Here is a 22,917-nt window from a genome sequence, read left to right on the forward strand (position 1 = left end):
GTTCTCTCCTCGAGTTCGTGTTCACGCGACCCGTGCATGTCCTGATCAGCGCTGTCTGGATCAGAACTGCGTCCGCCACGGGAGGCGGGGCTGCAGGGCCGTCGAGCGATGAGTCTATCGACCTCCGACCGGTGTCGTAACCACTCAGCCATTAGCCTTCGCGGAGATGCAGAACGTCACCGTCGCCGCCCACCCGCTCGCCGGCCACCTGTTGGCCGATCTCCGCCGCGTCGGCACACCGCCCGAGCGCTATCGCGGGGTCGCCACCCGTCTGGCGTCGGTGCTCGCGCTGGAGGCCACCGCGTCGCTGCCGACGGTCACGGAGGAGGTGGAGACCCCGCTGACGACCACCACCGTGCACCGTCTCGGCCGCCCGGTCGTCGCGGTGCCGATCCTGCGAGCCGGCCTCGGCATGCTGACTGCGGTGACCGACATGTTCCCGGACGTCGGCGTGGGCTACGTCGGCTTGGAGCGTGATGAGCAGACCCTGCAGCCGACCGAGTACTACTTCAAGACGCCGGAGCTCTCGGGGGCCCACGTGCTGCTGCTCGATCCCATGCTCGCGACGGGCGGCAGTGCGGCGTTCGCCGCGAACCTGCTGCGCGAGCGCGGCGCGACAGATCTGACCTTGGTCTGCGTGATCGCGGCGCCCGAGGGCATCGAGCGGCTGACCACGGAGGACCCCGACATCAGCATCGTCACCGCTGCGATCGACGAGAAGCTGAACGACGTCGGCTACATCGTCCCGGGCTTGGGTGACTTCGGGGACCGCCTCTTCGGAACCTTCTGAGGACCACGCGGATCGCGGGTGCTGTCAACCCGCGAGGCGACCTGCGCGTCTGATGAGGTGACATGCTCACCGCACTGACCGCCACGGGGACCGGACCACTCTTGGACGCAACTGACGCCCGCGCGATGCTCGATCGCATCTACGTCGAGCACCACACCTACGCCCTGCGCCTGGCCGTCCAGCTGACCGGCGATCAGCCGACGGCGGAGGACGTGGTGGCGGACGTGTTCGTCAAGCTGTTCAAGCGTCTCCAACGTGGCCCGATCGAGTATCCCAGGGCCTACCTCCGGCGGGCCGTGATCAACCAGCGCAACTCGTGGTTCAGACGCAACGTCCTGGAACGCGCCAGAGCGGTCGTTCGGTCGGGGGACGACCGCGGCGACCTCGAGGCCACGGACGCCCTGGCTGACCGGGACCAGATGCTGTCTGCCATGCGGCACCTGACCGAGCGGCAACGGCAGGTGCTGGTGCTGCGGTACTACGAGGACCTCTCGGTGGCGGCCACAGCTGATGTCCTCGGGATCGCTGAGGGGACGGTCAAGACCACCACGCACCGAGCCATGGGACGACTCGAGGGCCTGCTCAGCGAGGAGGTACGGACATGAGCGAGTGGCACCACGACCCCACCGAGCCCACGCCCGAGAACGAGGCGACCATGAAGCCTGGCCAGACCAACCCGATGTCCCACGGCCAACTCGAACAGCGCCTGCGCGCGGCCATGGCCGCCAGAGCGGACCAGGTCACCCCGTCCGCACAGCTGCGCCAGACGATCAACGACCGCCTCGACCGTCCCCACCGACGGGCTCGGATGCAGCTCGGACTCGTCACGGCCGCTGTCGCCCTCCTGGCCGTCGCGGTACTGGTCACCCAGCTGACCGACGACCCCGACGACGCGCTGATCGAGTCCCCCGACGTCGAGTTGGTCGTCCCGCCCAGTTCAGACGAGGCGACGGACGAGCCGACGCCGGCCACCGAGGAGGCCATCGAACCGGCCAGCCCGGAGGCGACCGAGTCCGCGACCCCGCTGACGGCGGCACCGACTGCGACACCGTCGGTCTCATCGGATCCAGTAGCAACTGCTCCGGCCGCGCCGTCGACCACCGGTGAACCCGACGAGCCGGCCACCCCCACCCCGGAGCCCACGTCGCCCACGACCGCCGCGCCGCCGCAGTCGGTCAGCCTGGTCGGAGGCGCCGACACCTCCGCCGCGGGGTCCCTGGCCGAGGGCGAGTCCCAGACGTTCGTGTACGCGGTCGAGCCGGGCTTCTTCAACTTCCTCCTCAACGATCTGGAGGCCCCCGTCCGGCTGGCTGTGGGCATGAACGGTCTTGAGCCCCAGCCGGTGGAGGGCGTGACCTACAGCGTCGAGGTCGGTGTCGACGTGGGCCAGATCACGGTCGTCGTGACCGGGACGCGGCCCGGTGAGCCGGTCGAGTGGCGTGCTCGGGTGATCCTGTCGCCCGACGCACCCGGTCAGGTGGTTGAGGGTGTCGGTGGCTCGGCGCAGATCACGCGGCAGGACGGCACCTCAGACGACGTGATCGAGTTGATCTGTGAGAACCCGGACCTCTCGGTGCGCTATCAGATGGCCTCCGGCGCCGTCCTCCTGGCCCAAGGAGGCGACAACCCGAGCGTCGAGCTGACGACTGGCGAGGTGGAGTCCGTGCTGGCGGAGAACGTCCAGCGGACCGGAGCCGACGACGTCGTCGGCTTCCGGGCGAGCTTCAACCCCGACGTGGCCGACGGTGTGGTGCAGGCTGAGATGCAGCACAACGCCGGCATCGGGCCTTGCTGATCCCGTTCTCGCGCAGGTAGAGGGCCGCGGGCCAGTCACGTCGTTCCTCTCGCCTTCTAGCTCTTTGGAACCTGGGCGCCACTTCTTGCGTCGGATACGAGACACCTCTCTCGAAGGACTCACCAATGTCCAGGCACAATTTCCGTTGTCGGTCGCTCCTCGTCCTTCCGGTCGTGGCCGCGCTCGTAGCCGGTTCGGTGTGGTCGGCGTCAGACGCTGTTCAAGCGCAAGACGCGCCCGCCGTGATCACCTCCCGTCTAGCCGGTGAAACGAGACTTGAGACAGCCGTGGCCATCTCCTCGCGAGCCTTTCCGACCGGAGCGCCGGTTGTCTACCTCGCCCGATCTGACAACCCGGTGGACGCCGTGGTCGGCGGCACCCTTTCCGATGGCCCGATCCTCCTTGTCGCCGGTTGTGATGATCTTGCCGACACGGTTGCCGACGAGATCAACCGCCTCCGCCCGGATGAGATCATCGCCTTGGGCGGGGAAGACTCGGTCTGCGAGCAGGTTCTGCTCGAGGCTGAGGTGGCAGCCATTCGCGACATCGTCGGCGCATGCACGACCGGGGTCACGCTGGACTACGCGGAGGATCTGGTTGTGGCCAACGAGGTCGGAGTCGAACTCGATCCAGCTGCAACGCTCGCAGATCTGCAACGGCAGGTCCGGGCTTACCTCGACAGATTCGCAGACGAACTCATCGCGCGGGCAGAGGATGGTGGGGACGATGTGGAAGAGGCCCGTCGAGCGGCCGACGCGATCCGCCGGGTCGAGTTCCTGCGCGAGGAGCGCACGTCGCAGATCTGGTCCGATGGCGATCGGTCTGAAGTCCGACTGGACGAGATCGGAGGACGGCTGGTCGTGACGGACTATCAGTTCCCGAGCACGTGCGAGTAGCCAGCCATAGATCCTGATCGCGGGCAAGGCCCACGTCGGCTGCGCTGAACCTGGCGCCTACGCTAGGCCACAATGGTGCGCTGGAGGGGTCCGGCATCTGACGCGATCCCTCTATGTCTCCAACTTTGCCTTCGCGGGCGCAGAGCGGGTCGGAGGACCAACCGACCCGTCTGAGGCCAGAGAGGTCTGCTGGTGGCCGGTCGCCCGGGTGGTCGACCTGATCCGGGATGGTCAGATCACGGATGGACTGAGTCTGACCGCGCTCAGCGTGGCGCTGACGATGGGTGCCCTCTCCGCTGGAGCGGGTGACTGAGCCGAATCAGAGCTCTTCGATTACCCCGCCGCCCCACCAGCGGATCCCTCCGACTCCGGCATCCCGGAGGACCGCGGCGATGTCGTGCCGGTGCTCCTTGTCGGTCTGCACGAGGACCAGTGTCTTTCCGGCCTCCAGCGCCTCCATCGCGGTGTCGTGCATCGCCCCCTCCTCCCCGAGCTTCTGGGTGAGCCTGACCAGTCGCCCCTTCACGCCGTGCTTCTGGCCGCTGGGGTCGACCATGTCCTTGGCATCCTCGCCGGAGAACAGGTGCAGTTCACCGGTGTCGACCGACGCCATCGCCGCTTCCACGGCCGTCACGTTGGCAGGATCGTCGAGGATGCCGGTGACGGCGTTGCGCGGCGTTTCGATGCTGGGCATGCGCGTGATCGTAGACCAGCCCGGCGACCGACGTAAGGGCCCAGGGCTGAGTTCAGACCGCCCCTCAACCCGCCTGACGGGTGGGGTCAGGCGGGGAGGCTGGTGTAGGAGCGGCCGTCAGGGGTGGTGAGGGTGACGGCCCTGGTATGTCGGTCCAGGTCGAGCTCGAGCCCGCGGGTGTGGACCCGGCTGTGGCAGTCGCGACAGAGGAGAGTGAGGTTGTCGACGCTGGTGGGTCCGCCCCGGGAGCGGGGGATGATGTGGTGGGCGTCGCAGTGCTGCGGCGGTGCGGTACAGCCGGGTAGCCGGCAGCCACGGTCAACGGCGTGCAGGGTGCGGTAGTGCGCTTTGGTGATCGGCGAGGTGGCATCTCCCACGGCGATGGGCCGGCCGGTATCGGTGACCACGGTGATCAGGTGCGGGTCACAGAGGAGCCGATCGACCGTGAGGCGGGTCAGCGGGATCGGGCCGCCATACCAGCGGGTCAATGCCCGTCCGGTCGCGGAGGGCAGCTCGCGGTGGTCGATGACGATCGAGATCGAGGACCGGGGTGGCCGAGCTACCGGGACCTCGGCGGCGGGGCCGCCCGAGCGTGTGGAGGCCGCGCCGGACAGGGCATCGGCCGGGGCGTCTGATTCGCCGGTGGTGTGCGGGCCGCTGGCAGCCAGGCTGCTGGTCGTGACCGATGTTGGAGACGCGGCCGGTGCGGCTGTTGCCGGCGGCGGCGGGCTGCCGGCGAGGTAAGCGGCAGCCACGCGACGTAGTCCCTCGGCCAGTTGTGCCGACCGGACGGTGGATGGCAGCAGCTCGGCCGGAACCGGCGTCCCATCGGCATCAACCCCCACCGCGTCGGCCTTGATGGGTGGGTCGGCGGCAGCCTCTGCGGCCTCGGCGATCGCGGTCACGGCGTCCAGCCGGTCATACCCGGAGTAGACAGCCCCACCGAACAGATCCGGTTGCACCCGGAAGCAGCGCCGCTCACCTGGGTCCTGCTCGTGGACCGTGGCGTCGGCCGCAGCGATCACATCAGCCCACCCATAGGCACGCTGCACGATCCGGTCCGGCTCCCCCACCCCGATCTCGGCTGCCAGCTCGGCATCGAGTTCGCCAATCTGGGCCACCCGCAATCCCTTGACCGCGCTCACGATCCCGCGGACCTGCGACTACGACAACCGACCCTGCCCAAACGCCGCGTCGACCGCCGGCAAGTGGCACAGCACCCGCTCAGCCCGACAGAGGAACCGCACCTCAGTGCCGGTCCGACCCGTCGCCAGCGACACCAGCCGCTCCAACGGCAGACCCGACCGGCGCTCAGCCTCACCCGACCGGCGAGCCTGACGGACCAGCCTGATCGCCTCAGCCATGCCAGCATCGAGTGACCCGAGCAGCCCGATCAACCGATCCGCGGCCGACTGCGGCCGAGCGGCGTTCGACGCGGGTCCGGCCGGGTGCGGCGCGCCAGGCCAGACCACATCATCAGCCCACACCACATCATCAGCCGGCACCTCATCAACCCGCGGAATCCAGCCGGACGGCTGCTCCAGCGACGGGTCGAGGACGGTTGCGGACATGACTGTATTGAACCAGGGGGGTGTGACATGCCTGACCTCGAGAAGACCCACACGCTGAGGAACTGTGTGAAGATCTCGACGGGGCAGGTACTGCACCGTTCCGGCTAGTTGGCAGCCGCTAGACGCCCAACTCAGACACCATGAATGCACGCCGGCCTGCCGGAGCATAATTGCAGATACTTCAGCCCGGCTTTGGTCCTGGTGAACCCGCAGTGCTGGTAGTAGAAGTCGGCCACGTGGTCGTCGAAGTCGACATGCAGCCACTCACAGTTCGAACGCCTGGCCTCGTCGGCAGCCCGGTTGACCAATTGAAGTCCGATACCCGAGCGCTGTCGGTCCGGAGCGACCATGACGTCTTGGAGCCAGGCGTGGGCGAAGCGGTCGGTGATGACGTCGGCGAACCCGACCAGCACGCCGTCGATCCTGCCAGTGACCCAACCGAAGCTGTGATTGTGGACCAAAGCCACGCAGTCCCAGTCGGACTCGGTGCGCAGGCTGGCACCGAACGCTGCGGCGTGGAGTGTGGACGTCGCCGGCGGTGAACGGCGCTCGCCATTCGATGCGTCGGGCGGTCTTCGGCGACGACGGCCGGCCCAACGGTTCAGCGCCGACCAGCTTGACTGGACCCCCGCCGGCTGCACCGAGGACCTGGCCATTGGGTCATACTGCCCCACTGACGGCGGCCGAGCGCCGGCCGGGATTCACGAGAGCGCCACGTTGCTACAGACCAGCGAACAGGTCGTCCTCCACCCCGTCCGGCGTGCCCACCTCAGACCAGCGGCGGACGAAGGACTCGTGGCCGTAGAACCCCTCCATCATGTCGTCCGGCACGTTCATGAAGAAGCTGTCCGGAGCGATCTGACTGACGTGGGCGTGCAGCGCATCCCGCTTGACCTCGATGTGCGGCGTGACGTCGACGCGGGTGGTGATGAGGTCGTCGGGGGTTCCCATCGGGATCTCGTCGGGGTCGGTGTACTCACCGAAGGGTGAGGGCAGGCCCCGGTCGATGAACATCTGGTTGGCCTCGGCGATGCGCGACTTCGGGAAGGCGGTGAGGTAGAGCTTCGGCGTCCGCCACGGCGCACCGGCCTCCGGGTACATCACCTTCATGCCGGCCGCCTCACAGGCCAGGACCGTGACCCGGTGTGCCTGGATGTGGTCGGGGTGCCCGTAGCCGCCGAAGGCGTCGTAGGTCACGACCACGCTCGGCCGGAACTCGCGGATGACCCGGACGACCTTGCCGACGGCCTCGTGCATGTCGGCCTGCCAGAAGTTCGCGGGGTCGTAGTTGCCGTCGCGGCCCATCATGTCGCTGTCGGCGTAGCCGAGGAACTCGTGCTCGATGCTCCCTGGCCCCTCGAGGATAGAGAGGGCGTTGGCGATCTCCTCGGCCCGGACCTCGGCCAAGCGCGGCCGGATCTCCTCCTCATCCATCCCCTCCCCCACGATCTCGCCGCGTTTGCCGTCGGTGCAGGTGAGCACCTTCACCCGGCGGCCCTCGGCCGCCGCACGAGCGAGGACCCCGCCGGTGCCGATGACCTCGTCGTCGGGGTGGGCGTGGATGGCGAGCAGGCCGGGGGCAGCAGACATGCTGCGCAGTCTAGGCTTGCGCCGGGCGAGGAAGGCCGCTGGCGTCGGCGACGACTCTCAGTTCCACGATGGCGCCGGGTGTGACGAATCCTGAGACCTCGATGGCCGTCCAGGCCGGGTTGGGCTCGCGGACAAACTCGTCTCGAACCTCCTGAAACACATCGATGTGACCTTGTAGGTCGACGTGATAGCTGGTCATCTCGACCATGTCTTCGGACGTGAGTCCGGCTTCGACCAAGACGGCTTCCACCTTCTCGAACGCCTCCCGGATCTGAACCTCGGGGTCATCCGCGAACGAGTTGTCCTCCGGCCGATGACCGGTCATGCCGGTGAGCCAGAGCAGGCCGCCGCTGATGATGCCTGGCGACATGTGCCACTCGTCGCGATAAACGGTCAAGCCTTGCGGGGTCACGTCTGTTCGAGCCATGACCGATCACGCTAGTTCGATCGGTCTCGGCAGCAACCTGGCGCCGAACAACGTGCGACTGGGCAATGATCTACATATGCCGATCACGTGGTCAGAGAGCGCGCTTGACCTGTCGTCACGGGTACGAGTCCGCTTCGTCGGTCCACTCGAGACGGGCGCTCCTGTCGTGGTCCTGCACGACGCCGGAGCCGAGTCCGTGGACGCACCCGCGTGGGACATGGTGGCCGAGCACCGCCCGATATGCCAGGTCATGCTGCCCGGCGTCGAGGGCAGCACCGACGTGCCAGATGGCGCGGACATCACCTGGATGACCGGCCTGCTGGCCGACGTGTTGGTGACCCTGGGGGCACCACCGACGACCGTGGTCGGCACCAGTCTGGGCGGCTGGTTCGCGCTGGAGACGGCCCTCGCCCATCCGGCACTGGTCCAGCGTCTGGTCCTGCTCGACACCGCCGGCCTGCACTCACCGCCGGGCTATCTCTTCGGCCTGTTCGCCGACGGTCAGGGTCAGGGTGGCCACGACGAGCTGCTCGGCCCGACCATGCGCAACCACCGGGTGCCCGACCACCCCGCAGCGATCGCCCCGTACCTCGCCGACCTGACCGCTGCCGCGCTCCACAGCTGGAGCCCACACCTCCCCGATCCCTCCCTTCTCACCCGGGCCCGACAGCTCACCACCCCGACGACGATCCTGTGGGGTGCCGACGATGCGCTGATCCCCGTGGCCCACGGCCGGGCGCTGGCAGAGGTGCTCCCGAACGCGACGTTGGAGGTGGTCACCGACGCCGGGCACCTGCTGGCGGTGGATGCTCCTGCACTGGTGGCCGCACGAATCCTGGGGCGACCCGTACCATCGGGCAGGCATGCCACTTGATTCCTACCGCCTGATCGACGACCCGTCCCAGCTTCCGGGTGCGCTCGAATGGCTGGCCGACCTCGATCCGATCGGCGTGGACGTCGAGCGCGCGGACTGGAACCGGTACTACCGATCCGCCGCACTGGTCCAGATCGGCGGGGACGGCCGCGTGGCACTGCTGGACCCACTCGAGCTTGACGACTGGACGCCGATCGAGCGCTTCCTGGGCGAGCGAGCGATCCTGCTCCACGCGCTCGAGAACGATGTCGCCCCGCTCCAGGCCCTCGGCGTGGACCCGCCAGTGGTCCATGACACCGCCATTGCCGCCGCCGTCCTCGGACTCCCGATGGGGCTCGAGACGATGCTGGCGGACCTGCTGGACATCGAGATGACGTCGGACAAGTCCAAGATGCAGCGGGCCGACTGGGAAGCCCGGCCGCTCACGGAGGAGATGCTCGTCTACGCCGCAGGCGACGTGGCCGACCTGCCCCGACTGTGGGCGCTGGTGGAAGAGCAGTTGCACCAGACAGGTCGGTACGAGTGGTATCAGGAGGAGTTGGCGGCGACCCGCGACCAACCGACGATCGAGGAGCGACGGGACTGGGAGCGCACCAAGGGCGTCGGCCGACTGGACCCGAAGGCTCGTGCACGAGCGAAGGCGCTGTGGACCACCCGGGAGGACCTGGCGCGCACCACCGACACGGCGCCGGGCCGAATCGTCAATGACAAGACGCTGGTCGACCTCGCGTTGAAGCCGCCCAACGCGCTTCGTGAACTGGGCCGTCGCGGGGTTCGCCGCCAGTCCGTTCGGGAGTTCGGTGAGGATCTCATCCAGGCGCTCGAGATCGGGGCCAACGCCGAGCCCGAGCCCGTCAGGCGCAACGGGCGACGTGCATCCGACGCCGACCGGGAACTGGCCGATGAGCTCCGTGCCCTCCGAGCCAGCATCGCCGAGGATCACGGCCTGGACGCCGGGATGCTCTGCCCGAGCCGCATCCTGCTGCGAGCCGTCATGAGCGATCCACAGTCGCCGGAGGAGCTCAAGTCCGCCCTCGGACTGCGCAACTGGCAGTGGGAGCTGTTGGCCGACGACTTCGTTGCCACCGTCTTCGTCGATGAGGGGACTGACGCCGCGGCGCCGGCGAAGACGCGCACCTGATCGGCTATGGTCCCGCTCGTGAACATCACCCTCACCGACCAGGCCGGAGCCGAGTGGCGGCTGGCAGACCATCTGGACAGCGCAGCGCTCCTGATCACCTTCCGCGGCGACTGGTGACCCTACTGCAACGGCCAGCTGGTCAGCTTGGCATCGCTGCACGAGGAGTTCACCGCCGCCGGAGTGCGGCTGTTCGCCATCGTGGTGGACAGTCCGGAGCAGAACGCGGCCATGGTCGACAAGCTCGACCTGCCCTTCCCCGTCCTGTCGGACCCTGATCGCTCCAAGGCCATCACGCCCCTCGACGTACGGAACGAGAAGGACCCACGCGGCTTGGCCCTGCCGGCCCTCATCCTGCTCGACGCAACGGGTGAGGAGGTGTGGCGCTTCGTCAGCCGCGACTACGCCGACCGGATGCCCGAGACCGAGGTGCTGGAGGTGATCCGCAGCCACGGCTGGGACGCCACCACACAGGACCCGCCGCCGGTTGGGCCAGCGGCACCCGGTGAGCGTGCGATGCCGCTGGAGAAGCTGCCGACCTATCTCAAGGGTGCTCGGTTCGCAGCGCTGGCCATGGGGCTGCGGCACGGCCACTTCGACGAGTCCATCAAGGACGACTCGAAGGCGTTCGTCGCCGAGATGGACACCTACATCGAGCAGACCACCGCCCTGCTGAAGCGGAAGGCCGCTGCTGACTGAGTGTGGGCGCGGTGTCCGCTCGGTCGCAGGTGGGGAGGGTCTGTCCATGGCCACAGATCACGGACCCAGCATCAAGGACGACGAGCAGTACGAGAGCCTCCGAGACGACGGCATGAGCAAGTCCAAGGCAGCGGCGATCGCCAACACCGATGACGCCGCGTCCAAGGGAGGCCAGCAACCCCCCTACGAGGAGTGGACCAAGGAGGAGTTGTATGAACGGGCTCAGGAACTGGACGTCGACGGGCGCTCGGACATGACCAAGGACGAGCTGATCGAGGCGCTTCGTTCCGACCAGTAGCGGTTGCCGAGGCTGATTCGCGACGGCGTCAGGCGAGGTCGACCGGCGGCTTCCAGCCGCGGCGTCGGATCACGACCGAGTAGATCCGTTCCAGGACGAGGAACGCGAGGAAGGCGACTCCCAGGGTTGGGAGCAGAACGCCGAGGAGGATCGCGACCAGCCCGATCCCGATCGGCGTGGTCCTGATGAGCCGTCCGGCCTTCGGCGCCCGGGACACCTCACCCTTCGGCCGGCGGCGCCACCACAACACGTAGCCGAAGACGATGGCGGCTACCACGCCGAGCGCCAACGCCGTCATGCCGATCTGCCCGAGGAGACCGAACAGCTCGGCCTGGTGCCACAGGATTCCATACGTCGTCAGTTGGCTCATCAATGGCGTGTCCGCGAAGCGCGTCATCGAGGTCACCTCACCGGTTCGAGCATCCACGGCGACCTGATCCCGGTCCAGCGGAAAGACCACGTCGTTCTGTGCGACTGTCCACGCAGTGCCGTCATCGGGCGGAGCCGTCACGACCAGTTGCTGGTCGAGTCCGGCTGATCGTGCCGCCGCGACCACACCGTCGACGTTCGCCCAGGAGGCCTGGGCGGTTGTGGTCTCACCGTTCGTGGCCGCAAGTGCCGTATCCAATTGGGGCGCCTCCCCCGCGAATGCGTCCCGGAGTACTCGGATGTTGTCCCCGGCGTACTCCGTCCAGGTGAGCCCGGTGATGACCAGCACCAGCAGGACCGGTGTCATCCACAAGCCGATGGACGTGTGCAGTTCCCTCCAGCGGCGAGTGCCCCGACCACTGATCCGCGGCAGCCAGGTGCCCCTCGTCCGACGCCACGCCGCGCGGGTTCGGGGCCACCACAGGTATAGGCCGGTGATGATGGCCACCAAGAGCCACGAGCCGGCGAGCTCCGTCAACGACTCGGCGGGTTGCCCAAGACCCCAGGAGGAGTGCCACTCCCGAATCACCTGAGCGGGCCGATCCGACTCGGTCAACGTGCCGGTTATCGCACCGGAGGCCTCGTCCACGTAGACGGTCTGGCCATCCGGAGGGCCACCGAAGCCCTCGGGTGCGATCCCTCCCGGTGATATGAGAACGCCGGTGTTGGTCTCAGCGTCCCCGGGTTCGACCGAGATGATCATGGCGTCGGGATGTTCCTGCCGGACGGCTTCGACCTGCCCGGCCAGTGATACCTGCGCAGGCCCGGATGGGACGAGGGTGTCGCTGAGGAATGCGCGCTCCATCTGCGGGTTCCACGCAAAGAGGATGCCGGTGACGGCGAGGGACAACATGATCGGCGCAGCGAGGAATCCGCCGACGAAGTGGAGTCGCCACATGAGTGGACGGATGGCCTCCGCGCGAGACTGGCGCTCTCGTGGACGTCGAGCGGCCGTTTCTGGACGCGGAGAGTCAAGGGTCGTGGACACCGGAGCTCCTCTGGTTGCGGCGGGCGAGGAATCGCGTATGCCCGAAGATGTCGACGGGGAAAGACCGATGGTTCCCCGCCGGTTCAGGATCGAACTCGGTGCAGGGCGGCTCGTGCGGCCGCCGCCCCCTTGGACCCCCGACGGGCGGCTGCAGCGTCCCAGTGCGCCCAGGACCGATCGCGACGGAGGAGGCTTCGTCGAATGACCGAGGTAATGGTCGCGGGTGGGGCGAGGGGCCGAACTCGTGCGTTGGTGCCGGAGCCGGTCTCGTAGGGGAAGCTCCCCCAGGCCTCCGCCTCGGCCGTCGTGGGCGAGGCCCAGAACTGCTCGACGTTGCGGACCAGCGCGGCGACCAGCGCCCGGTCCTGACCGATCTGCGGCACCATGAGGGGGTCCAGTGCCGCCACGAGCGCGTGCAGCGTCTGACGGACGAGCGGCAACCCCCACTCCTGCACCGGTCGGTTGTCCGGCGACGCCAGCCGCGGTGTCGTCCGATCGCCCACCTCGTCGTAGCCGAGCAGCGTGCCGTGGTCCGCCGCACAGACGGACAGGGCGAGCACATCCAGCGCCCGATGGTGGGTGGGCCCCCAGCCGCTGTTCTCGTCGTAGAGCCAGGCCCGCTGCAGGCGCCTCACCGCCTCCGGCATCGTCGGATCACGCTGGAGACCGACCGCGAAGCCGAGCGGCGGGTCACCACCGAGGTGACCGGCCAGTACGACGGCCGCCCGGTGCTGATTGCCTCGGCCGACGATGTCCACCAGTGCGGCGCCGCCGGCGAAGACCCCTCGCTGTTCGAGGTGGCGGCCGACGATGCCGCGGCGGGTCTGTGCCGCCTGCAGGATGGATTCGGACAGGCCGCCATCGTGGAGGAGGGTCAGCAGTCGCCGTCTGCGGCCTCGCGTCAAGCGTCGGCGCAGCGTGCCGGGGTCCAGTCCGGCCTGTCGCAGGGCGACGGCGGTCGAGCCGGTGATCGGTCGTAGGCCCAGGCGGTCCAGCATCCCCGCCAGTGACGCGTCCCTGCTGTGGCTGAGGACCCACGCAAGGGTCTGCGGTGAGGTGTCGCCCAGCGCGGCGAGGGCCCACACCTCCCGGCTGGCGTGCAGGTACGCCAAGTCCAATTCGCGGGCCCCGCCCTCGAGACCGGTCTGCATCTGCCTGGCCAACTGGAGCAGCACCTGGCCGTCGCGAGAGAGGAAGAAGAGTCGCCTGAGGTCCTCGTCTGCTGCTTGCCGGAGGACCCAGCTGACGTAGGCGACCAACACCGGACCCAGGACGCTGGCCGTCACATCGCGCCGGGCCGCCGTGATGGCGTCGACCGTGTCGACGGTCGTCCTGGCCGCCCTCGCTGCGTCCGCAATCGCGGCTCCGGCGGGGCCAGTGTCAACCAGGCGCTGCTCCCACCGGGTGAACCCCGGCGTCATCGCACCGAAGACTATCCAGTCACCGCCGCGATGGGAAGGTTGCGCAGCTTGGCCGGCAGCGCGAAGTGCATCTGCTCATCGACGACGGTCAACCGCTCCACCTCCGCGCCCCGATCGAGGGCCTGCAGGTGGTCGATGACGTCGCTGACCAGCACATCGGGGGCACTGGCGCCACTCGTCAGGCCGATGGTGTCCACCCCTTCCAGCCAGGCCGGGTCGATGTCGGCTGCATCATCGATCAGGTGGGCAGCGGGTGCGCCATGGTTCAGCGCCACCTCCACCATCCGTTGGGAGTTCGACGAGTTCTGGCTGCCGACGACGAGTATGAGGTCGGAGCGATCGGCCAGCACCTTGGTGGCGTCCTGCCGGTTCTGCGTGGCGTAGCAGATGTCGTCACCCTTCGGACCGCGTGCGGCCGGATACTTCTCCTTGATCGCCTCGATGATCCCGGTCGTCTCATCGACGCTCAGCGTGGTCTGGGAGATGTAGGCCACGCGGTCGGGATCGGGCAGGTCCAGGGCAGCGACGTCCTCCGGCGTCTCGACCAGGTTGATCGACTCGGGGGCCTGACCCATCGTGCCGATCACCTCCTGGTGGCCCTCGTGGCCGATGAGGATGATCGACATGCCCTTGGCCGCGTACTCCAGAGCCTCGTAGTGAACCTTGGTCACCAGTGGGCAGGTCGCGTCGATCTGCTCCAGCCCACGGGCGGCCGAACGCTCGCGGACCTCCGGCGGAATCCCGTGGGCGCTGAACACGATCGGCATGCCTTCGGGAACCTCGTCCTCGTCCTCGACGAAGATGGCTCCCTTGGCTTCCAGATCAGCGACGACGTGGGTGTTGTGCACGATCGCGTGGCGCACGTAGACCGGTGCACCGTAGTGCTGCAGAGCGATGTCGACGATCTCGATCGCTCGGTCGACACCGGCGCAGAATCCACGCGGGGCGGCCAGGAGTATGGTGCGGGGAACGGAGTCAGCCATGAGTACTCAATCGTAGCCAGGCTGGCTGCCCACGAACCCCCGTCGACTGACCAACTGGAGCCCGACATGCCGAGTCTGACCGTTCTCTACACCAAGCCCGCCGACGACCCCGAGGGGTTCGTGGCCGAGTACAAGGCCGACCACGTCCCGATCGCCGCGCGCTTCCCGAACATGGCCAGCCACAGCGTGACGGTCTTCACCGGGACCCCACGGCGAACCGAACCGGCCTACCACCTGATGTTCCACGCCGAGTGGGATTCGGCCGAGGACATGCAGGCGGCCATGGGGGACGAGTCGATGATGGAGGCGTCGAAGCACGCCATGGGCATGACCCAGAAGTACGGCAATTCGGCGGAGATGATGATCGGGGAGTAGCTCGATTTCCAAGTTGATAGAACCTCTATCAGGTTTTATACTGGCGTCATTCGTGACCGCCGGGGATCCCGGCAGCGCACTCGAGCTGAACGACCAACCTGAGGAGGTCCCACCCCATGACCCGCTTGCTTGACCCCTTCGAGGAGATCGACCGCTTCCTCGGCAACGCCTCTCGCAACCAGGGTGTCCGCATGCCGATGGACGCCTACGAGAAGGACGGCACCTACACCCTGAAGTTCGACCTCGCCGGGGCCGACGCCGAGCACGTCGACCTCACGGTCGAACACGGCCTCCTGACCGTGACCGCTGAGCGCCGCCACGAGGCGGACCCGGCTGATGTCAACTGGCTGATCCGCGAACGGCCGACCGGCACCCACAGCCGCCAGGTTCGCCTGGGTGACCGACTGGACGCCGGCAACGTCTCGGCGAACTACGACGCCGGCGTGCTGACCGTCACCATCCCGATCCGGCCCGAGTCGCAGCCACAGAAGGTCCAGATCGACACGCGAAGCCGCGAGGCGATCGACGCCTAGCACATCTGCGCCCACGCAGGTCTCCCGCCCCTCACCAGACGCTGGTGGGGGGCGCACTGCTGTGGGGGTTCTCCGCAAATCCGGCCGCCTGCGGTCCTACACTTCCGCGCTGATGCACATCATCGTCGGAGGTTGCGGCCGGGTTGGCGCGGAACTCGCCGAACGCCTGAGCGATGAGGGCCACGACGTCGTCGTCATCGACAACGACCAGGGCTCCTTTGCGAAGATCGGCATCAACTTCAACGGCGAGACCGTCCTCGGTGACATCACCGATCGGGAGGTCCTGTCCCGGGCGGGCATCGAGCGCGCCGACGCCGTCGCGGCCGTCACCCCCTCCGACAACGCCAATCTGATGGCCGTCCAGATCGCCGGCCGCCTCTTCGACGTCCCCCACACGGTCGCACGCCTGTTCAACCCCCAGCGGGAGCCGTCCTATCGGAAGATGGGGGTTCGCTACATCTCCGAGACCTCGATGATCGTCGCTGCGGTCCGCAACGACATCCAGCCGGACTCCTTCCCGGTCCACCTGGCCGAGTCAACCGATCAGGTGCAGGTCGTCGAAGTGCTGGTCACCGCAGCAGGACGGGGGGTCAGCGTGGCGGAGGTCGAGTCCGAGGGTGACACACGAGTCGCCAAGTACATCCGGGGCACGCGCAGCCGCATTCCACGTCAGGACGACCGGTTCCTGACCGACGACGTCGTCGTCTGCGCCGTGAAGCGGAGCGGGGCGGCTCGGCTCCGCACGTTGTTGGCCGGGGGCACCTAGATGTACGCAGTCATTGCCGGCGGCGGCAAGGTGGGGCGTGCGATCGCCTCGGACCTGTTGGAGGACGGCCACCAGGTCACCATCATCGAGCAGATCCCGGAGCGCACCGAGGGGTTGCAGCGCCTCTACGACCTGCTCGTCATCCGCGGGGACGCCACCGACGTCAAGTACCTCCAGCAGGCCCGCCCCGAGCGCGCCGACGTCTTCGTGGCAACCACGCGCAACGACGACGTCAACTACGTCTCCTGCCAACTCGCGACCATCACCTTCGGGGTCGATCGCGTCCTGTCGCGCGTCAACTCGCCGCGAAACGAAGAGCTCTTCCAGGCGATGGGCATCGAGGCCGTCTCCACCACGACGTTGATCTCACGCCTCATCCGCGAGCAGGCGACCGTCGGCGAGCTGATCCACCTGTACACCCTGCGTGCTGGGGAGGTGAACCTGGTCGAGATCGACGTCCCACACGACTTCGCCAGCTACCGGCGGAATGTGGCCCAATTGGAGCTGCCCCAGGAATCCGTGCTCGTCTGCGTCTTCCGCGGTGAGGACACCGTCATCCCGCGCGGTGACACGTTCCTGGCCCCGGGCGATCAGGTGATCGCCTTGACGACGCCCGAGCTCGAGACCGCTCTCCGCGGGGCGATCCTCGATCCCTCCGCGCCCGATCGGCCGCACCCATGAGCCAGGGCCCGAGTGGAGACCGAGGCATCCGCGACACCGTGGACGACAACCCGCTGCAAGGTGGCCTCACCGGAATCGCGCTGGTCGCGGCGGCGATGCTGCTGGTCGCCGCCCTGGCTGCCGCGATCTGCGGCGCGGCGCTGCTGCTGATCGGCTGACCCATGCTGTTCCGCCCCGGCAGCGACGATCTGCGCCTGATCCTGCTGTACACCGGCCGCGTCATCTTCGGGGTCGGGTTGGCCATGGCCCTGCCAGCCGTGTTGGCCGTCATCTACGGCGAGTTCGCCGACGGGTGGAGCTTCCTGCTGAGCGGATCCCTGGCGGTCATCACCGGGCGAGCAGCCGAGTTGTACCTGCAGACCGCGAAGCGTCTGGACTCCTCCCATGCACTGGCCACGGTGTCCCTGGCCTGGTTGACGGCCCCGGTGTTCTGCGCCATGCCGCTGTTCATGAGCGGCCACTACGCCAGCTTCCTCGACGCCTACTTCGAGGGCATGTCGGGCATCGCCACCATCGGGTTGACGCTGGCCAACGACCTGGACCACATGGCGCGCAGCGTCAACTTCTGGCGCCACCTGATGCACTTCCTCGGTGGGCAGGGGATCGTGGTCATCATCCTGACGGCCTTCTCGACCGGCGCGGCTCGGCTCGGCACGCTGTACACGGGTGAGGGCCGCGAGGACGTCATCCTTCCCAACATCGTCCGGACCGCCCGGTTCATCTGGCGTGTGGCCCTGGTCTACGCGCTGATCGGTACCAGCCTGCTGTGGGCCGCAGTCACCACGGCCGGCCTCCCGGTGCTCGACGGCCTCTACCACGCCTTCAACCTGTTCATCGCCGCCTTCGACACGGGCGGCTTCGCGACGCAGTCGAGCTCCGTGGCGTTCTACCGATCGCAGTCCGTGGAAGCGGTTCTGCTCGTGATCATGGTCGCTGGCGCCTTCAGCTTCGCGCTGCACTACCAGCTCTGGCAGGGACGGAGGAGCGAGCTGTTCAAGAACACCGAGACACGCATGCTGTTCACCTCGGTGATGGTGCTGCTGACCGTCATGGTCATCGGGCTGGTCCGCTCGGGAACCTTCGAGACCTTCTTGCCCCTGTACCGCCATGCCCTGTTCAACACGGTGAGCGCGCAGACCACAACAGGACTCGGCACGGTGCCAGGACGGCTCTACGTCACCGACTGGGGCGTCCTCGCGCCGGCCGTGATCGTGACCGGCATGGCGATCGGCGGGATGGCCGGCTCTACGGCTGGCGGCCTCAAGGCCATCCGGCTGGGCCTGGTCCTCAAGGGACTGCGCCACGACATCCGGCGAGTCCTGCTGCCCGAGGACGCCGTGATCGTGGAGAGCTATCACGCCGGCGGACGCAGCATCCTCAAGGCGCCACAGGTTCGGGATGCGGCCCTGTTCGTGCTGCTGTGGCTCTCGCTGTACGCGGTCGGCGCGGTTCTGGGCCTGTTCTACGGCTATCCGCTCGAGCTGGCCCTGTTCGAGTCGGTGGCAGCCGCCAGCTCCGGTGGACTGTCGGTCGGGCTTGCCCGACCCGACCTGGAGACGCCGCTCAAGGTCGTGTACATCCTGCAGATGGTCGTCGGCCGGCTCGAGTTCATCAGCATCTTCGCCCTCGTCGGATACGTCGTCAGCGTGATCCGGGGGAAGGCGTGAGGTCGGTGGCGCGATGAGGACCCCACCGCCGTCCCGCCGGACCGTCGGCGCCTACACGGTCCTGGCGCTGCTGGGCGTGGTCGCCCTGATCGGTCTGTCGTACCTGCTCCGATTCGACCAGCCCGCGACCAGTCCGCTGTCCCCGCCCGCTGACAGCGCCATCGACAGCCTGCGGGAGGAGGTGCCGTGCGAGCTGGATGAGGGCCGCGAAGGCGAGGATCGGGAGGAGGCTGCCTCAGAGCCGTCGCTATCGCTGGTGGTGACGTCCGGCGAGCTCTACGACTGCCCGCAGAGCTGGGACGACCGTCTGGTGCGCTACACCGGTGAGGCCATCGGCGCCAGGTTGTCCCAAGGCGAGGGTGTGTGGATCCAGCTCAACGACGACGCGTACGGCCAACAGGGCGCTCCGCTGCCGACCCACCGGGACTTCCGCGGCGGCAACGCAGGTATCGGTGTCCTGTTCCCACCTGACCTGGCGGCGCAGGTGCAGATGGTCGGCGGCCCTGCTGTGCACGGCGACGTGGTGGAGGTGGTCGGGCGCTTCGAACGGATCGATGATGCCACCGGTGAGGTGGCCATCATCAGGGCGGAACAGGCGGTGGTGCTCCGGGAAGGGGAGTTCTTGGAGCGTCCGGCCGCCCCGGGCCGCGCTGCTGTCGCCGTCGTGGCCTTCGTCGGCGCCGTGGGCATCACGATCCTGGAGCGTCGACGACGGATCTGACGGGCGTGACGGGAACTGTTCACCTGGGTCATGTCACAGATCAGTCGGCTGTCTCGTCGATCTGGTGTCCCAACTCAGTCGATCCCTCGGAGGGTGGCGCGTGCAGGTCTTCGTGGCAGGTTCAACAGGTGTGCTCGGCCGACGGGTCGTCCCGGCGCTCATCGCCGAGGGCCACACGGTGACTGCCGTGGCGCGGGGCCCGGCGAAGGCAGCCGTCCTTCGTGAACTGGGTGCCGAGCCGGTGGCGGTCGACCTCTTCGACCGGGCTGCGGTGGTCGCAGCGACGGCCGGACACGATGTCGTCATGAATCTGGCGACGGCGATCCCGTCATCCTCCGCGATGTTGCGGCCATCTGCGTGGGAGATGACATCCCGGCTCCGGACGGAGGGGGCCAGGAACCTGGTCGAGGGGGCGCTCGCGACGGGTGCGTCCCGGTACGTGCAGGAGGCGCTGGGCTTCGTCTACCCCGACCACGGCGACCGGTGGATCGACGAGGGGACGGGACTGGAGCCGGCACCCTACGCCGAAGCGGTTCTCGCGGCTGAGGCGTCGACGCGGCACGTGACCGAGGCCGGCGGAGTGGGCGTGGCGTTGCGCTTCGGCATGTTCTACTCCGCGGATTCGGCGCAGACGGCCGACCTCATCGCCGCCGCGCGCCGGGGCTTGCTGACCCTGCCCGGGCGTGCCAGCGCACACCAACCCTGGATTCACGTCGATGACGCCGCCGCTGCGGTCGTCGCCGCACTTGACGCACCGGCCGGCGCCTACAACGTCGTGGAGGACCAACCGCTGACCCACGCCGACCACGCCGAACTGCTGAGCGAACTGCTGGACCGTCGTGTCCGTCGGACCCCCGACCTGGTCATCAGGTCCTTCGCCCGATTAGGCCGAGGCGTGGGCGAGGTGATCGGCATGGTGTCGCGATCCCAACGAGTGTCGAACCGTCGGCTGCGCGACCAGACGTCATGGCGACCGACGTTCGGACACCGGCGGGACGGGTGGAGCGCCGTGCTCCGCGCTCTGGACACCAACAGCGGTGCGTAACCGTCATGGATGACGCCAGGATCGCCCAGAACCGGCAGCGGCTCATCGCGCTGGCCTACCGGATGCTCGGTGAGCGGGGTGAGGCGGAGGACGCGGTGCAGGAGGCGTTGCTGCGGTACACCGGCCACGATGGTCCGATCGACAATGCGGAGGCTTGGCTGACGACGGTCACGACCCGCATCTGCCTGGACCGGCTGACGTCCGCGCAACGGCGACGGGAGGCCTACATCGGCCCGTGGCTGCCCGAGCCGATCGCAACTGACACACCCGACCCTGCGGATGCGGCTGATCTGGCCGACAGCCTGACCCTGGGCTTCCTCGTCGTCCTCGAGCGCCTCTCACCGCTGGAGCGGGCAGCGTTCCTGCTGCACGACGTCTTCGGCTACGCCCACGACGAGGTCGCCGCGATGCTCGAGCGCACACCGGCAGCCGTCCGGCAGGTGACCTCCAGAGCACGGGCCCACCTGGACGACGGTCGGCCACGGTATGACCGCGATGGCGAGCGCCGGGAGGCCGTGGCGCGGCGGTTCGCCCAAGCGGCGGATGGCGGGGACCTCGAGGCGCTGATGGCCGTGCTCGCGCCCGATGTGACCTTCGTGGCAGACGGTGGCGGTGTGGTCCCGGCCAGCCGGCATCCGGCCCGCGGCGCGGAGCTGGTGGCGAGGCGGGTGCACCAGTTTGCAGGGCTCCGGCCGGTGGGGTGGGCGATCACCCTGCGCGAGGTCAACGGCGAACCAGCGATCGTGGTCAGCCGGGAGGACGGCGCCGTCGACACCGTCTGGGTCCTGCACACGGAGGACGATCTGGTTCTGGCGATCCACGCGATCCGCAACCCCGCCAAGCTGACTGCGCTGCGGGCAGACCGCTAGCCCGGAGTCGAGTTCACGAACGAGCGGAGCTCGGCGAGGAACATCGGCCAGGCCGGCTCATCGGCGGCGAGGATGTGATTGCGACTGGGTAGCATGGTCAGTCGGCTGCCCGGGATCAGGCTCGCCAACGTGGTGGAGGCTGCAGGTGGCACGCGGATCTCGTCTCGGGAGTGCATCACCAGTGTGGGGACAGTGACCTGCGTGGCCAGATCCAGCACGTCGATGTCTCCGAACACACGCATGAAGCGGGCGGCGTTCTCCGGTGAGCAGGTCCGGCGTTGGAGCTCGTTGAACGCCTCCCACTGCGCACGCGTGCCGTCCGGCATGAACTGAGCGGTGAACACCTGTCGGAACGTGGCGTTGTCGGTCCCCCACCCGGCGCGGGCCAACTCGACGTTCAGCTCGGCCTCGCGGAGCCCCTCCTCGCTGGATGCCCGGGCTGTCCGTCCCAGGCCGTAGGCACCCCACAGCACGAGGTGGCTGACCCGTTCGGGGTGCCGCACGGCGTAGGCGATCGCCACGGCGCCACCCTGGGAGATGCCGAGCAGGGGGAACCGCTCGACGCCGGCCGCGTCAACCACCTGCTCGAGGTCGTCGACCCAGGCGTCGAACGAGAACTCGACCTCGGCTGAGGACAGGCCACTGCCCCGTTCGTCGTAGCGCAGCAGGGTGTGGTCGCGGGACAGATCGGTCCACCAGTGGCGCCAGATCGGGCTGGCCCAGTCGTAGTCCAGATGCGACATCCAGTTGGCGGCTTTGACGAGCCAAGGACCCTGGCCGGAGGTTGCGTAGGCGATCCGGACCCCGTCGGGTGTGTGGTGGAACTGGATCCGCTGCGTGACGCTCGGCAGTGGCTCGGGGGGCGCGGTGTGGGATTCGACGTCCAACTGCTGTTCGAGGACGGCCCGCTCGAGTCGCTCGATCTCCGGCGATGGGTCCACGCCCAGGTCCTCGACCAGCCGCTCCCGCAGAGCCCGGATCTCCGCCAGCGCATCGGCATGACGCCCAAGCCCATAGAGCGCTTCGACCAGGACCACGACGGGTCCCTCGTCATGCGGGTGCATGGCCACGAGGTCGTCGCACAGGGCGGCGGCTTCGACGTAGCGAGATGAGGCGACGAGCAGGGCGCCGCGTTCCTGCTGCAGGTCCGTGCGCTGCCGCCGAAGTTGCTGGCGCTGCGCCTCGACCTCGGGATGCTCGACCTCTGGAAGCGGATCCCCCCGCCACAACACGTCGATGCGTTCCAATTGGGCCAGCCGCTCGGCGTCGTCCATGTCGGGCCGGCGTCGGGCCAACAGCGCCATCTCGTGGAGGTCGAGGCTCCCCTCGGCAACGACCAGCCGGTAGCCGGTTGGGGCCGTCTCGATGGTCGCGACGGGGACCAGGCTGCGGCGGAGGCGGGACGCAACCGTCCGAACGGTTGCCCGGGGGTCGCTCGGCGTGTCGTCCAGCCATACCAGGTCGGCGATCCGCTCGGGCGAGACGCCGGCGGAGTCAGCGAACATCGCAAGGACCACGAGGACCTGGCGTTGGCGGCGGGATGGGAGCGGCTCGACGGCGCCGTCTTTCCGGCGGACACCGGCCGGCCCGAGGACCGAGATGCTCACGCCCCGGACGATAGATGACCCGTGTGACCGGTTGGTGAACCGTTCGGCTGATCGCTCCGT

Annotated in this window: 26 protein-coding genes and 1 pseudogene; 17 read left to right on the forward strand and 10 right to left on the reverse strand. The window is 68.2% G+C overall.

The genetic code is table 11. The annotated features are described in order from the left end of the window. Nucleotides 1-166 precede the first annotated feature (166 nt). From upp to C1746_RS19625, 4 genes are all read left to right on the forward strand, one after another. Nucleotides 167-790, forward strand: coding sequence for a uracil phosphoribosyltransferase (gene upp / locus C1746_RS19610; protein WP_116716453.1), 624 nt, complete (start codon nucleotides 167-169; stop codon nucleotides 788-790). Nucleotides 791-852: 62 nt separating this feature from the next. Then, nucleotides 853-1,395 (forward strand): sigma-70 family RNA polymerase sigma factor, encoded by a 543-nt coding sequence (locus C1746_RS19615; protein ID WP_116716454.1) that lies wholly within the window; start codon nucleotides 853-855, stop codon nucleotides 1,393-1,395. Continuing rightward, a complete protein-coding gene (locus tag C1746_RS19620) occupies nucleotides 1,392-2,585 on the forward strand; it encodes a hypothetical protein (RefSeq protein WP_116716455.1) in 1,194 nt (397 codons plus the stop codon). Before C1746_RS19615 ends, C1746_RS19620 begins: the two co-directional genes overlap by 4 nt. Before the next feature lie 125 nt (nucleotides 2,586-2,710). After that, nucleotides 2,711-3,481 (forward strand): cell wall-binding repeat-containing protein, encoded by a 771-nt coding sequence (locus C1746_RS19625; protein WP_116716456.1) that lies wholly within the window; start codon nucleotides 2,711-2,713, stop codon nucleotides 3,479-3,481. Nucleotides 3,482-3,800: 319 nt separating this feature from the next. Here C1746_RS19625 and C1746_RS19630 read toward each other — a convergent pair whose 3' ends face one another. The 6 genes from C1746_RS19630 to C1746_RS19655 all read right to left on the reverse strand — a co-directional run bounded on the left by C1746_RS19630 (nucleotide 3,801) and on the right by C1746_RS19655 (nucleotide 7,763). Then, entirely contained in the window at nucleotides 3,801-4,175 is a 375-nt protein-coding gene (locus C1746_RS19630) for a hypothetical protein (RefSeq protein WP_116716457.1), read from the reverse strand. An 86-nt stretch (nucleotides 4,176-4,261) separates the two neighbouring features. Continuing rightward, entirely contained in the window at nucleotides 4,262-5,320 is a 1,059-nt protein-coding gene (locus tag C1746_RS19635) for an HNH endonuclease signature motif containing protein (protein WP_162867993.1), read from the reverse strand. Nucleotides 5,321-5,338: 18 nt separating this feature from the next. Then, entirely contained in the window at nucleotides 5,339-5,746 is a 408-nt protein-coding gene (locus C1746_RS19640; protein ID WP_116716459.1) for a hypothetical protein, read from the reverse strand. A 131-nt stretch (nucleotides 5,747-5,877) separates the two neighbouring features. Further along, complete coding sequence (locus tag C1746_RS19645) at nucleotides 5,878-6,402, reverse strand: GNAT family N-acetyltransferase (RefSeq protein WP_116716460.1); 525 nt, start codon at nucleotides 6,400-6,402, stop codon at nucleotides 5,878-5,880. Nucleotides 6,403-6,466: 64 nt separating this feature from the next. Beyond that, nucleotides 6,467-7,336 carry an N-acetyl-1-D-myo-inositol-2-amino-2-deoxy-alpha-D-glucopyranoside deacetylase gene (gene mshB / locus C1746_RS19650; protein WP_116716461.1) on the reverse strand — a complete coding sequence of 290 codons (870 nt, stop codon included), beginning with the start codon at nucleotides 7,334-7,336 and terminating at the stop codon, nucleotides 6,467-6,469. 10 nt (nucleotides 7,337-7,346) lie between these two features. Continuing rightward, on the reverse strand, nucleotides 7,347-7,763 hold the full coding sequence (locus tag C1746_RS19655; RefSeq protein ID WP_116716462.1) for a RidA family protein: 417 nt from the start codon (nucleotides 7,761-7,763) through the stop codon (nucleotides 7,347-7,349). Between C1746_RS19655 and C1746_RS19660 the strand changes: the two genes are divergently transcribed. The 4 genes and pseudogenes from C1746_RS19660 (at nucleotide 7,762) to C1746_RS19675 (ending at nucleotide 10,772) form a co-directional block, all read left to right on the forward strand. Beyond that, nucleotides 7,762-8,637, forward strand: coding sequence for an alpha/beta fold hydrolase (locus tag C1746_RS19660; RefSeq protein ID WP_116716463.1), 876 nt, complete (start codon nucleotides 7,762-7,764; stop codon nucleotides 8,635-8,637). The two genes, C1746_RS19655 and C1746_RS19660, sit on opposite strands and share 2 nt — an antisense overlap. Beyond that, entirely contained in the window at nucleotides 8,627-9,778 is a 1,152-nt protein-coding gene (locus tag C1746_RS19665) for a ribonuclease D (RefSeq protein ID WP_162867994.1), read from the forward strand. The genes C1746_RS19660 and C1746_RS19665 overlap by 11 nt, the downstream gene beginning before the upstream one ends. Nucleotides 9,779-9,907: 129 nt before the next feature. Continuing rightward, a pseudogene (locus C1746_RS19670) lies at nucleotides 9,908-10,474 on the forward strand (redoxin domain-containing protein); the annotation flags it as partial. Nucleotides 10,475-10,520: 46 nt separating this feature from the next. Beyond that, complete coding sequence (locus C1746_RS19675; protein WP_116716466.1) at nucleotides 10,521-10,772, forward strand: DUF7218 family protein; 252 nt, start codon at nucleotides 10,521-10,523, stop codon at nucleotides 10,770-10,772. 28 nt (nucleotides 10,773-10,800) lie between these two features. Here C1746_RS19675 and C1746_RS19680 read toward each other — a convergent pair whose 3' ends face one another. The 3 genes from C1746_RS19680 to C1746_RS19690 all read right to left on the reverse strand — a co-directional run bounded on the left by C1746_RS19680 (nucleotide 10,801) and on the right by C1746_RS19690 (nucleotide 14,593). Next, nucleotides 10,801-12,189 (reverse strand): PepSY-associated TM helix domain-containing protein, encoded by a 1,389-nt coding sequence (locus C1746_RS19680; protein WP_162867996.1) that lies wholly within the window; start codon nucleotides 12,187-12,189, stop codon nucleotides 10,801-10,803. Nucleotides 12,190-12,272: 83 nt separating this feature from the next. Beyond that, on the reverse strand, nucleotides 12,273-13,610 hold the full coding sequence (locus tag C1746_RS19685; RefSeq protein WP_116716468.1) for a hypothetical protein: 1,338 nt from the start codon (nucleotides 13,608-13,610) through the stop codon (nucleotides 12,273-12,275). 11 nt (nucleotides 13,611-13,621) lie between these two features. Beyond that, the gene (locus C1746_RS19690) at nucleotides 13,622-14,593 is read right to left on the reverse strand and encodes a 4-hydroxy-3-methylbut-2-enyl diphosphate reductase (RefSeq protein ID WP_205712010.1); all 972 of its coding nucleotides are present in this window, start codon (nucleotides 14,591-14,593) and stop codon (nucleotides 13,622-13,624) included. Nucleotides 14,594-14,659: 66 nt separating this feature from the next. Here C1746_RS19690 and C1746_RS19695 point away from each other — a divergent pair, with 66 nt between their 5' ends. The 9 genes from C1746_RS19695 (at nucleotide 14,660) to sigJ (ending at nucleotide 21,250) form a co-directional block, all read left to right on the forward strand. Beyond that, nucleotides 14,660-14,968: an EthD family reductase gene (locus C1746_RS19695; RefSeq protein WP_116716469.1), complete on the forward strand. Its 309-nt coding sequence runs from the start codon at nucleotides 14,660-14,662 to the stop codon at nucleotides 14,966-14,968. A 116-nt stretch (nucleotides 14,969-15,084) separates the two neighbouring features. Next, nucleotides 15,085-15,501 (forward strand): Hsp20/alpha crystallin family protein, encoded by a 417-nt coding sequence (locus C1746_RS19700; RefSeq protein WP_116716470.1) that lies wholly within the window; start codon nucleotides 15,085-15,087, stop codon nucleotides 15,499-15,501. 112 nt (nucleotides 15,502-15,613) lie between these two features. Beyond that, complete coding sequence (locus tag C1746_RS19705) at nucleotides 15,614-16,267, forward strand: potassium channel family protein (protein ID WP_116716471.1); 654 nt, start codon at nucleotides 15,614-15,616, stop codon at nucleotides 16,265-16,267. Next, nucleotides 16,268-16,948 (forward strand): potassium channel family protein, encoded by a 681-nt coding sequence (locus C1746_RS19710; RefSeq protein ID WP_116716472.1) that lies wholly within the window; start codon nucleotides 16,268-16,270, stop codon nucleotides 16,946-16,948. Next, complete coding sequence (locus tag C1746_RS22265; protein WP_162867997.1) at nucleotides 16,945-17,106, forward strand: hypothetical protein; 162 nt, start codon at nucleotides 16,945-16,947, stop codon at nucleotides 17,104-17,106. The genes C1746_RS19710 and C1746_RS22265 overlap by 4 nt, the downstream gene beginning before the upstream one ends. A gap of 3 nt (nucleotides 17,107-17,109) precedes the next feature. Beyond that, nucleotides 17,110-18,615 carry a TrkH family potassium uptake protein gene (locus tag C1746_RS19715; RefSeq protein WP_116716473.1) on the forward strand — a complete coding sequence of 502 codons (1,506 nt, stop codon included), beginning with the start codon at nucleotides 17,110-17,112 and terminating at the stop codon, nucleotides 18,613-18,615. Between the two features lie 13 nt (nucleotides 18,616-18,628). After that, a complete protein-coding gene (locus C1746_RS22270; RefSeq protein WP_162867998.1) occupies nucleotides 18,629-19,336 on the forward strand; it encodes a hypothetical protein in 708 nt (235 codons plus the stop codon). Between the two features lie 112 nt (nucleotides 19,337-19,448). After that, nucleotides 19,449-20,381: an NAD-dependent epimerase/dehydratase family protein gene (locus C1746_RS19720; protein WP_162867999.1), complete on the forward strand. Its 933-nt coding sequence runs from the start codon at nucleotides 19,449-19,451 to the stop codon at nucleotides 20,379-20,381. Between the two features lie 5 nt (nucleotides 20,382-20,386). Continuing rightward, a complete protein-coding gene (gene sigJ / locus C1746_RS19725; protein WP_116716475.1) occupies nucleotides 20,387-21,250 on the forward strand; it encodes an RNA polymerase sigma factor SigJ in 864 nt (287 codons plus the stop codon). Here the strand turns inward: sigJ and C1746_RS19730 are convergent. After that, on the reverse strand, nucleotides 21,247-22,857 hold the full coding sequence (locus tag C1746_RS19730; protein ID WP_205712011.1) for a bifunctional AfsR/SARP family transcriptional regulator/alpha/beta hydrolase: 1,611 nt from the start codon (nucleotides 22,855-22,857) through the stop codon (nucleotides 21,247-21,249). The two genes, sigJ and C1746_RS19730, sit on opposite strands and share 4 nt — an antisense overlap. Nucleotides 22,858-22,917 lie beyond the last annotated feature (60 nt).

Origin of the sequence: Euzebya tangerina (assembly GCF_003074135.1) — a bacterium.
GTDB lineage: Bacteria > Actinomycetota > Nitriliruptoria > Euzebyales > Euzebyaceae > Euzebya > Euzebya tangerina.

Excerpts from the sequence above, each read along its gene's own strand:
- upp (WP_116716453.1), top strand. The coding sequence starts at position 167 with ATGCAGAACGTCACCGTCGCCGCCCACCCGCTCGCCGGCCACCTGTTG.
- C1746_RS19615 (WP_116716454.1), top strand. The coding sequence starts at position 853 with ATGCTCACCGCACTGACCGCCACGGGGACCGGACCACTCTTGGACGCA.
- C1746_RS19620 (WP_116716455.1), top strand. The coding sequence starts at position 1,392 with ATGAGCGAGTGGCACCACGACCCCACCGAGCCCACGCCCGAGAACGAG.
- C1746_RS19625 (WP_116716456.1), top strand. The coding sequence starts at position 2,711 with ATGTCCAGGCACAATTTCCGTTGTCGGTCGCTCCTCGTCCTTCCGGTC.
- C1746_RS19630 (WP_116716457.1), bottom strand. The coding sequence starts at position 4,175 with ATGCCCAGCATCGAAACGCCGCGCAACGCCGTCACCGGCATCCTCGAC.
- C1746_RS19640 (WP_116716459.1), bottom strand. The coding sequence starts at position 5,746 with ATGTCCGCAACCGTCCTCGACCCGTCGCTGGAGCAGCCGTCCGGCTGG.
- C1746_RS19645 (WP_116716460.1), bottom strand. The coding sequence starts at position 6,402 with ATGGCCAGGTCCTCGGTGCAGCCGGCGGGGGTCCAGTCAAGCTGGTCG.
- mshB (WP_116716461.1), bottom strand. The coding sequence starts at position 7,336 with ATGTCTGCTGCCCCCGGCCTGCTCGCCATCCACGCCCACCCCGACGAC.
- C1746_RS19660 (WP_116716463.1), top strand. The coding sequence starts at position 7,762 with ATGACCGATCACGCTAGTTCGATCGGTCTCGGCAGCAACCTGGCGCCG.
- C1746_RS19655 (WP_116716462.1), bottom strand. The coding sequence starts at position 7,763 with ATGGCTCGAACAGACGTGACCCCGCAAGGCTTGACCGTTTATCGCGAC.
- C1746_RS19665 (WP_162867994.1), top strand. The coding sequence starts at position 8,627 with ATGCCACTTGATTCCTACCGCCTGATCGACGACCCGTCCCAGCTTCCG.
- C1746_RS19675 (WP_116716466.1), top strand. The coding sequence starts at position 10,521 with ATGGCCACAGATCACGGACCCAGCATCAAGGACGACGAGCAGTACGAG.
- C1746_RS19685 (WP_116716468.1), bottom strand. The coding sequence starts at position 13,610 with ATGACGCCGGGGTTCACCCGGTGGGAGCAGCGCCTGGTTGACACTGGC.
- C1746_RS19690 (WP_205712010.1), bottom strand. The coding sequence starts at position 14,593 with ATGGCTGACTCCGTTCCCCGCACCATACTCCTGGCCGCCCCGCGTGGA.
- C1746_RS19695 (WP_116716469.1), top strand. The coding sequence starts at position 14,660 with ATGCCGAGTCTGACCGTTCTCTACACCAAGCCCGCCGACGACCCCGAG.
- C1746_RS19700 (WP_116716470.1), top strand. The coding sequence starts at position 15,085 with ATGACCCGCTTGCTTGACCCCTTCGAGGAGATCGACCGCTTCCTCGGC.
- C1746_RS19705 (WP_116716471.1), top strand. The coding sequence starts at position 15,614 with ATGCACATCATCGTCGGAGGTTGCGGCCGGGTTGGCGCGGAACTCGCC.
- C1746_RS19710 (WP_116716472.1), top strand. The coding sequence starts at position 16,268 with ATGTACGCAGTCATTGCCGGCGGCGGCAAGGTGGGGCGTGCGATCGCC.
- C1746_RS22265 (WP_162867997.1), top strand. The coding sequence starts at position 16,945 with ATGAGCCAGGGCCCGAGTGGAGACCGAGGCATCCGCGACACCGTGGAC.
- C1746_RS19715 (WP_116716473.1), top strand. The coding sequence starts at position 17,110 with ATGCTGTTCCGCCCCGGCAGCGACGATCTGCGCCTGATCCTGCTGTAC.
- C1746_RS22270 (WP_162867998.1), top strand. The coding sequence starts at position 18,629 with ATGAGGACCCCACCGCCGTCCCGCCGGACCGTCGGCGCCTACACGGTC.
- sigJ (WP_116716475.1), top strand. The coding sequence starts at position 20,387 with ATGGATGACGCCAGGATCGCCCAGAACCGGCAGCGGCTCATCGCGCTG.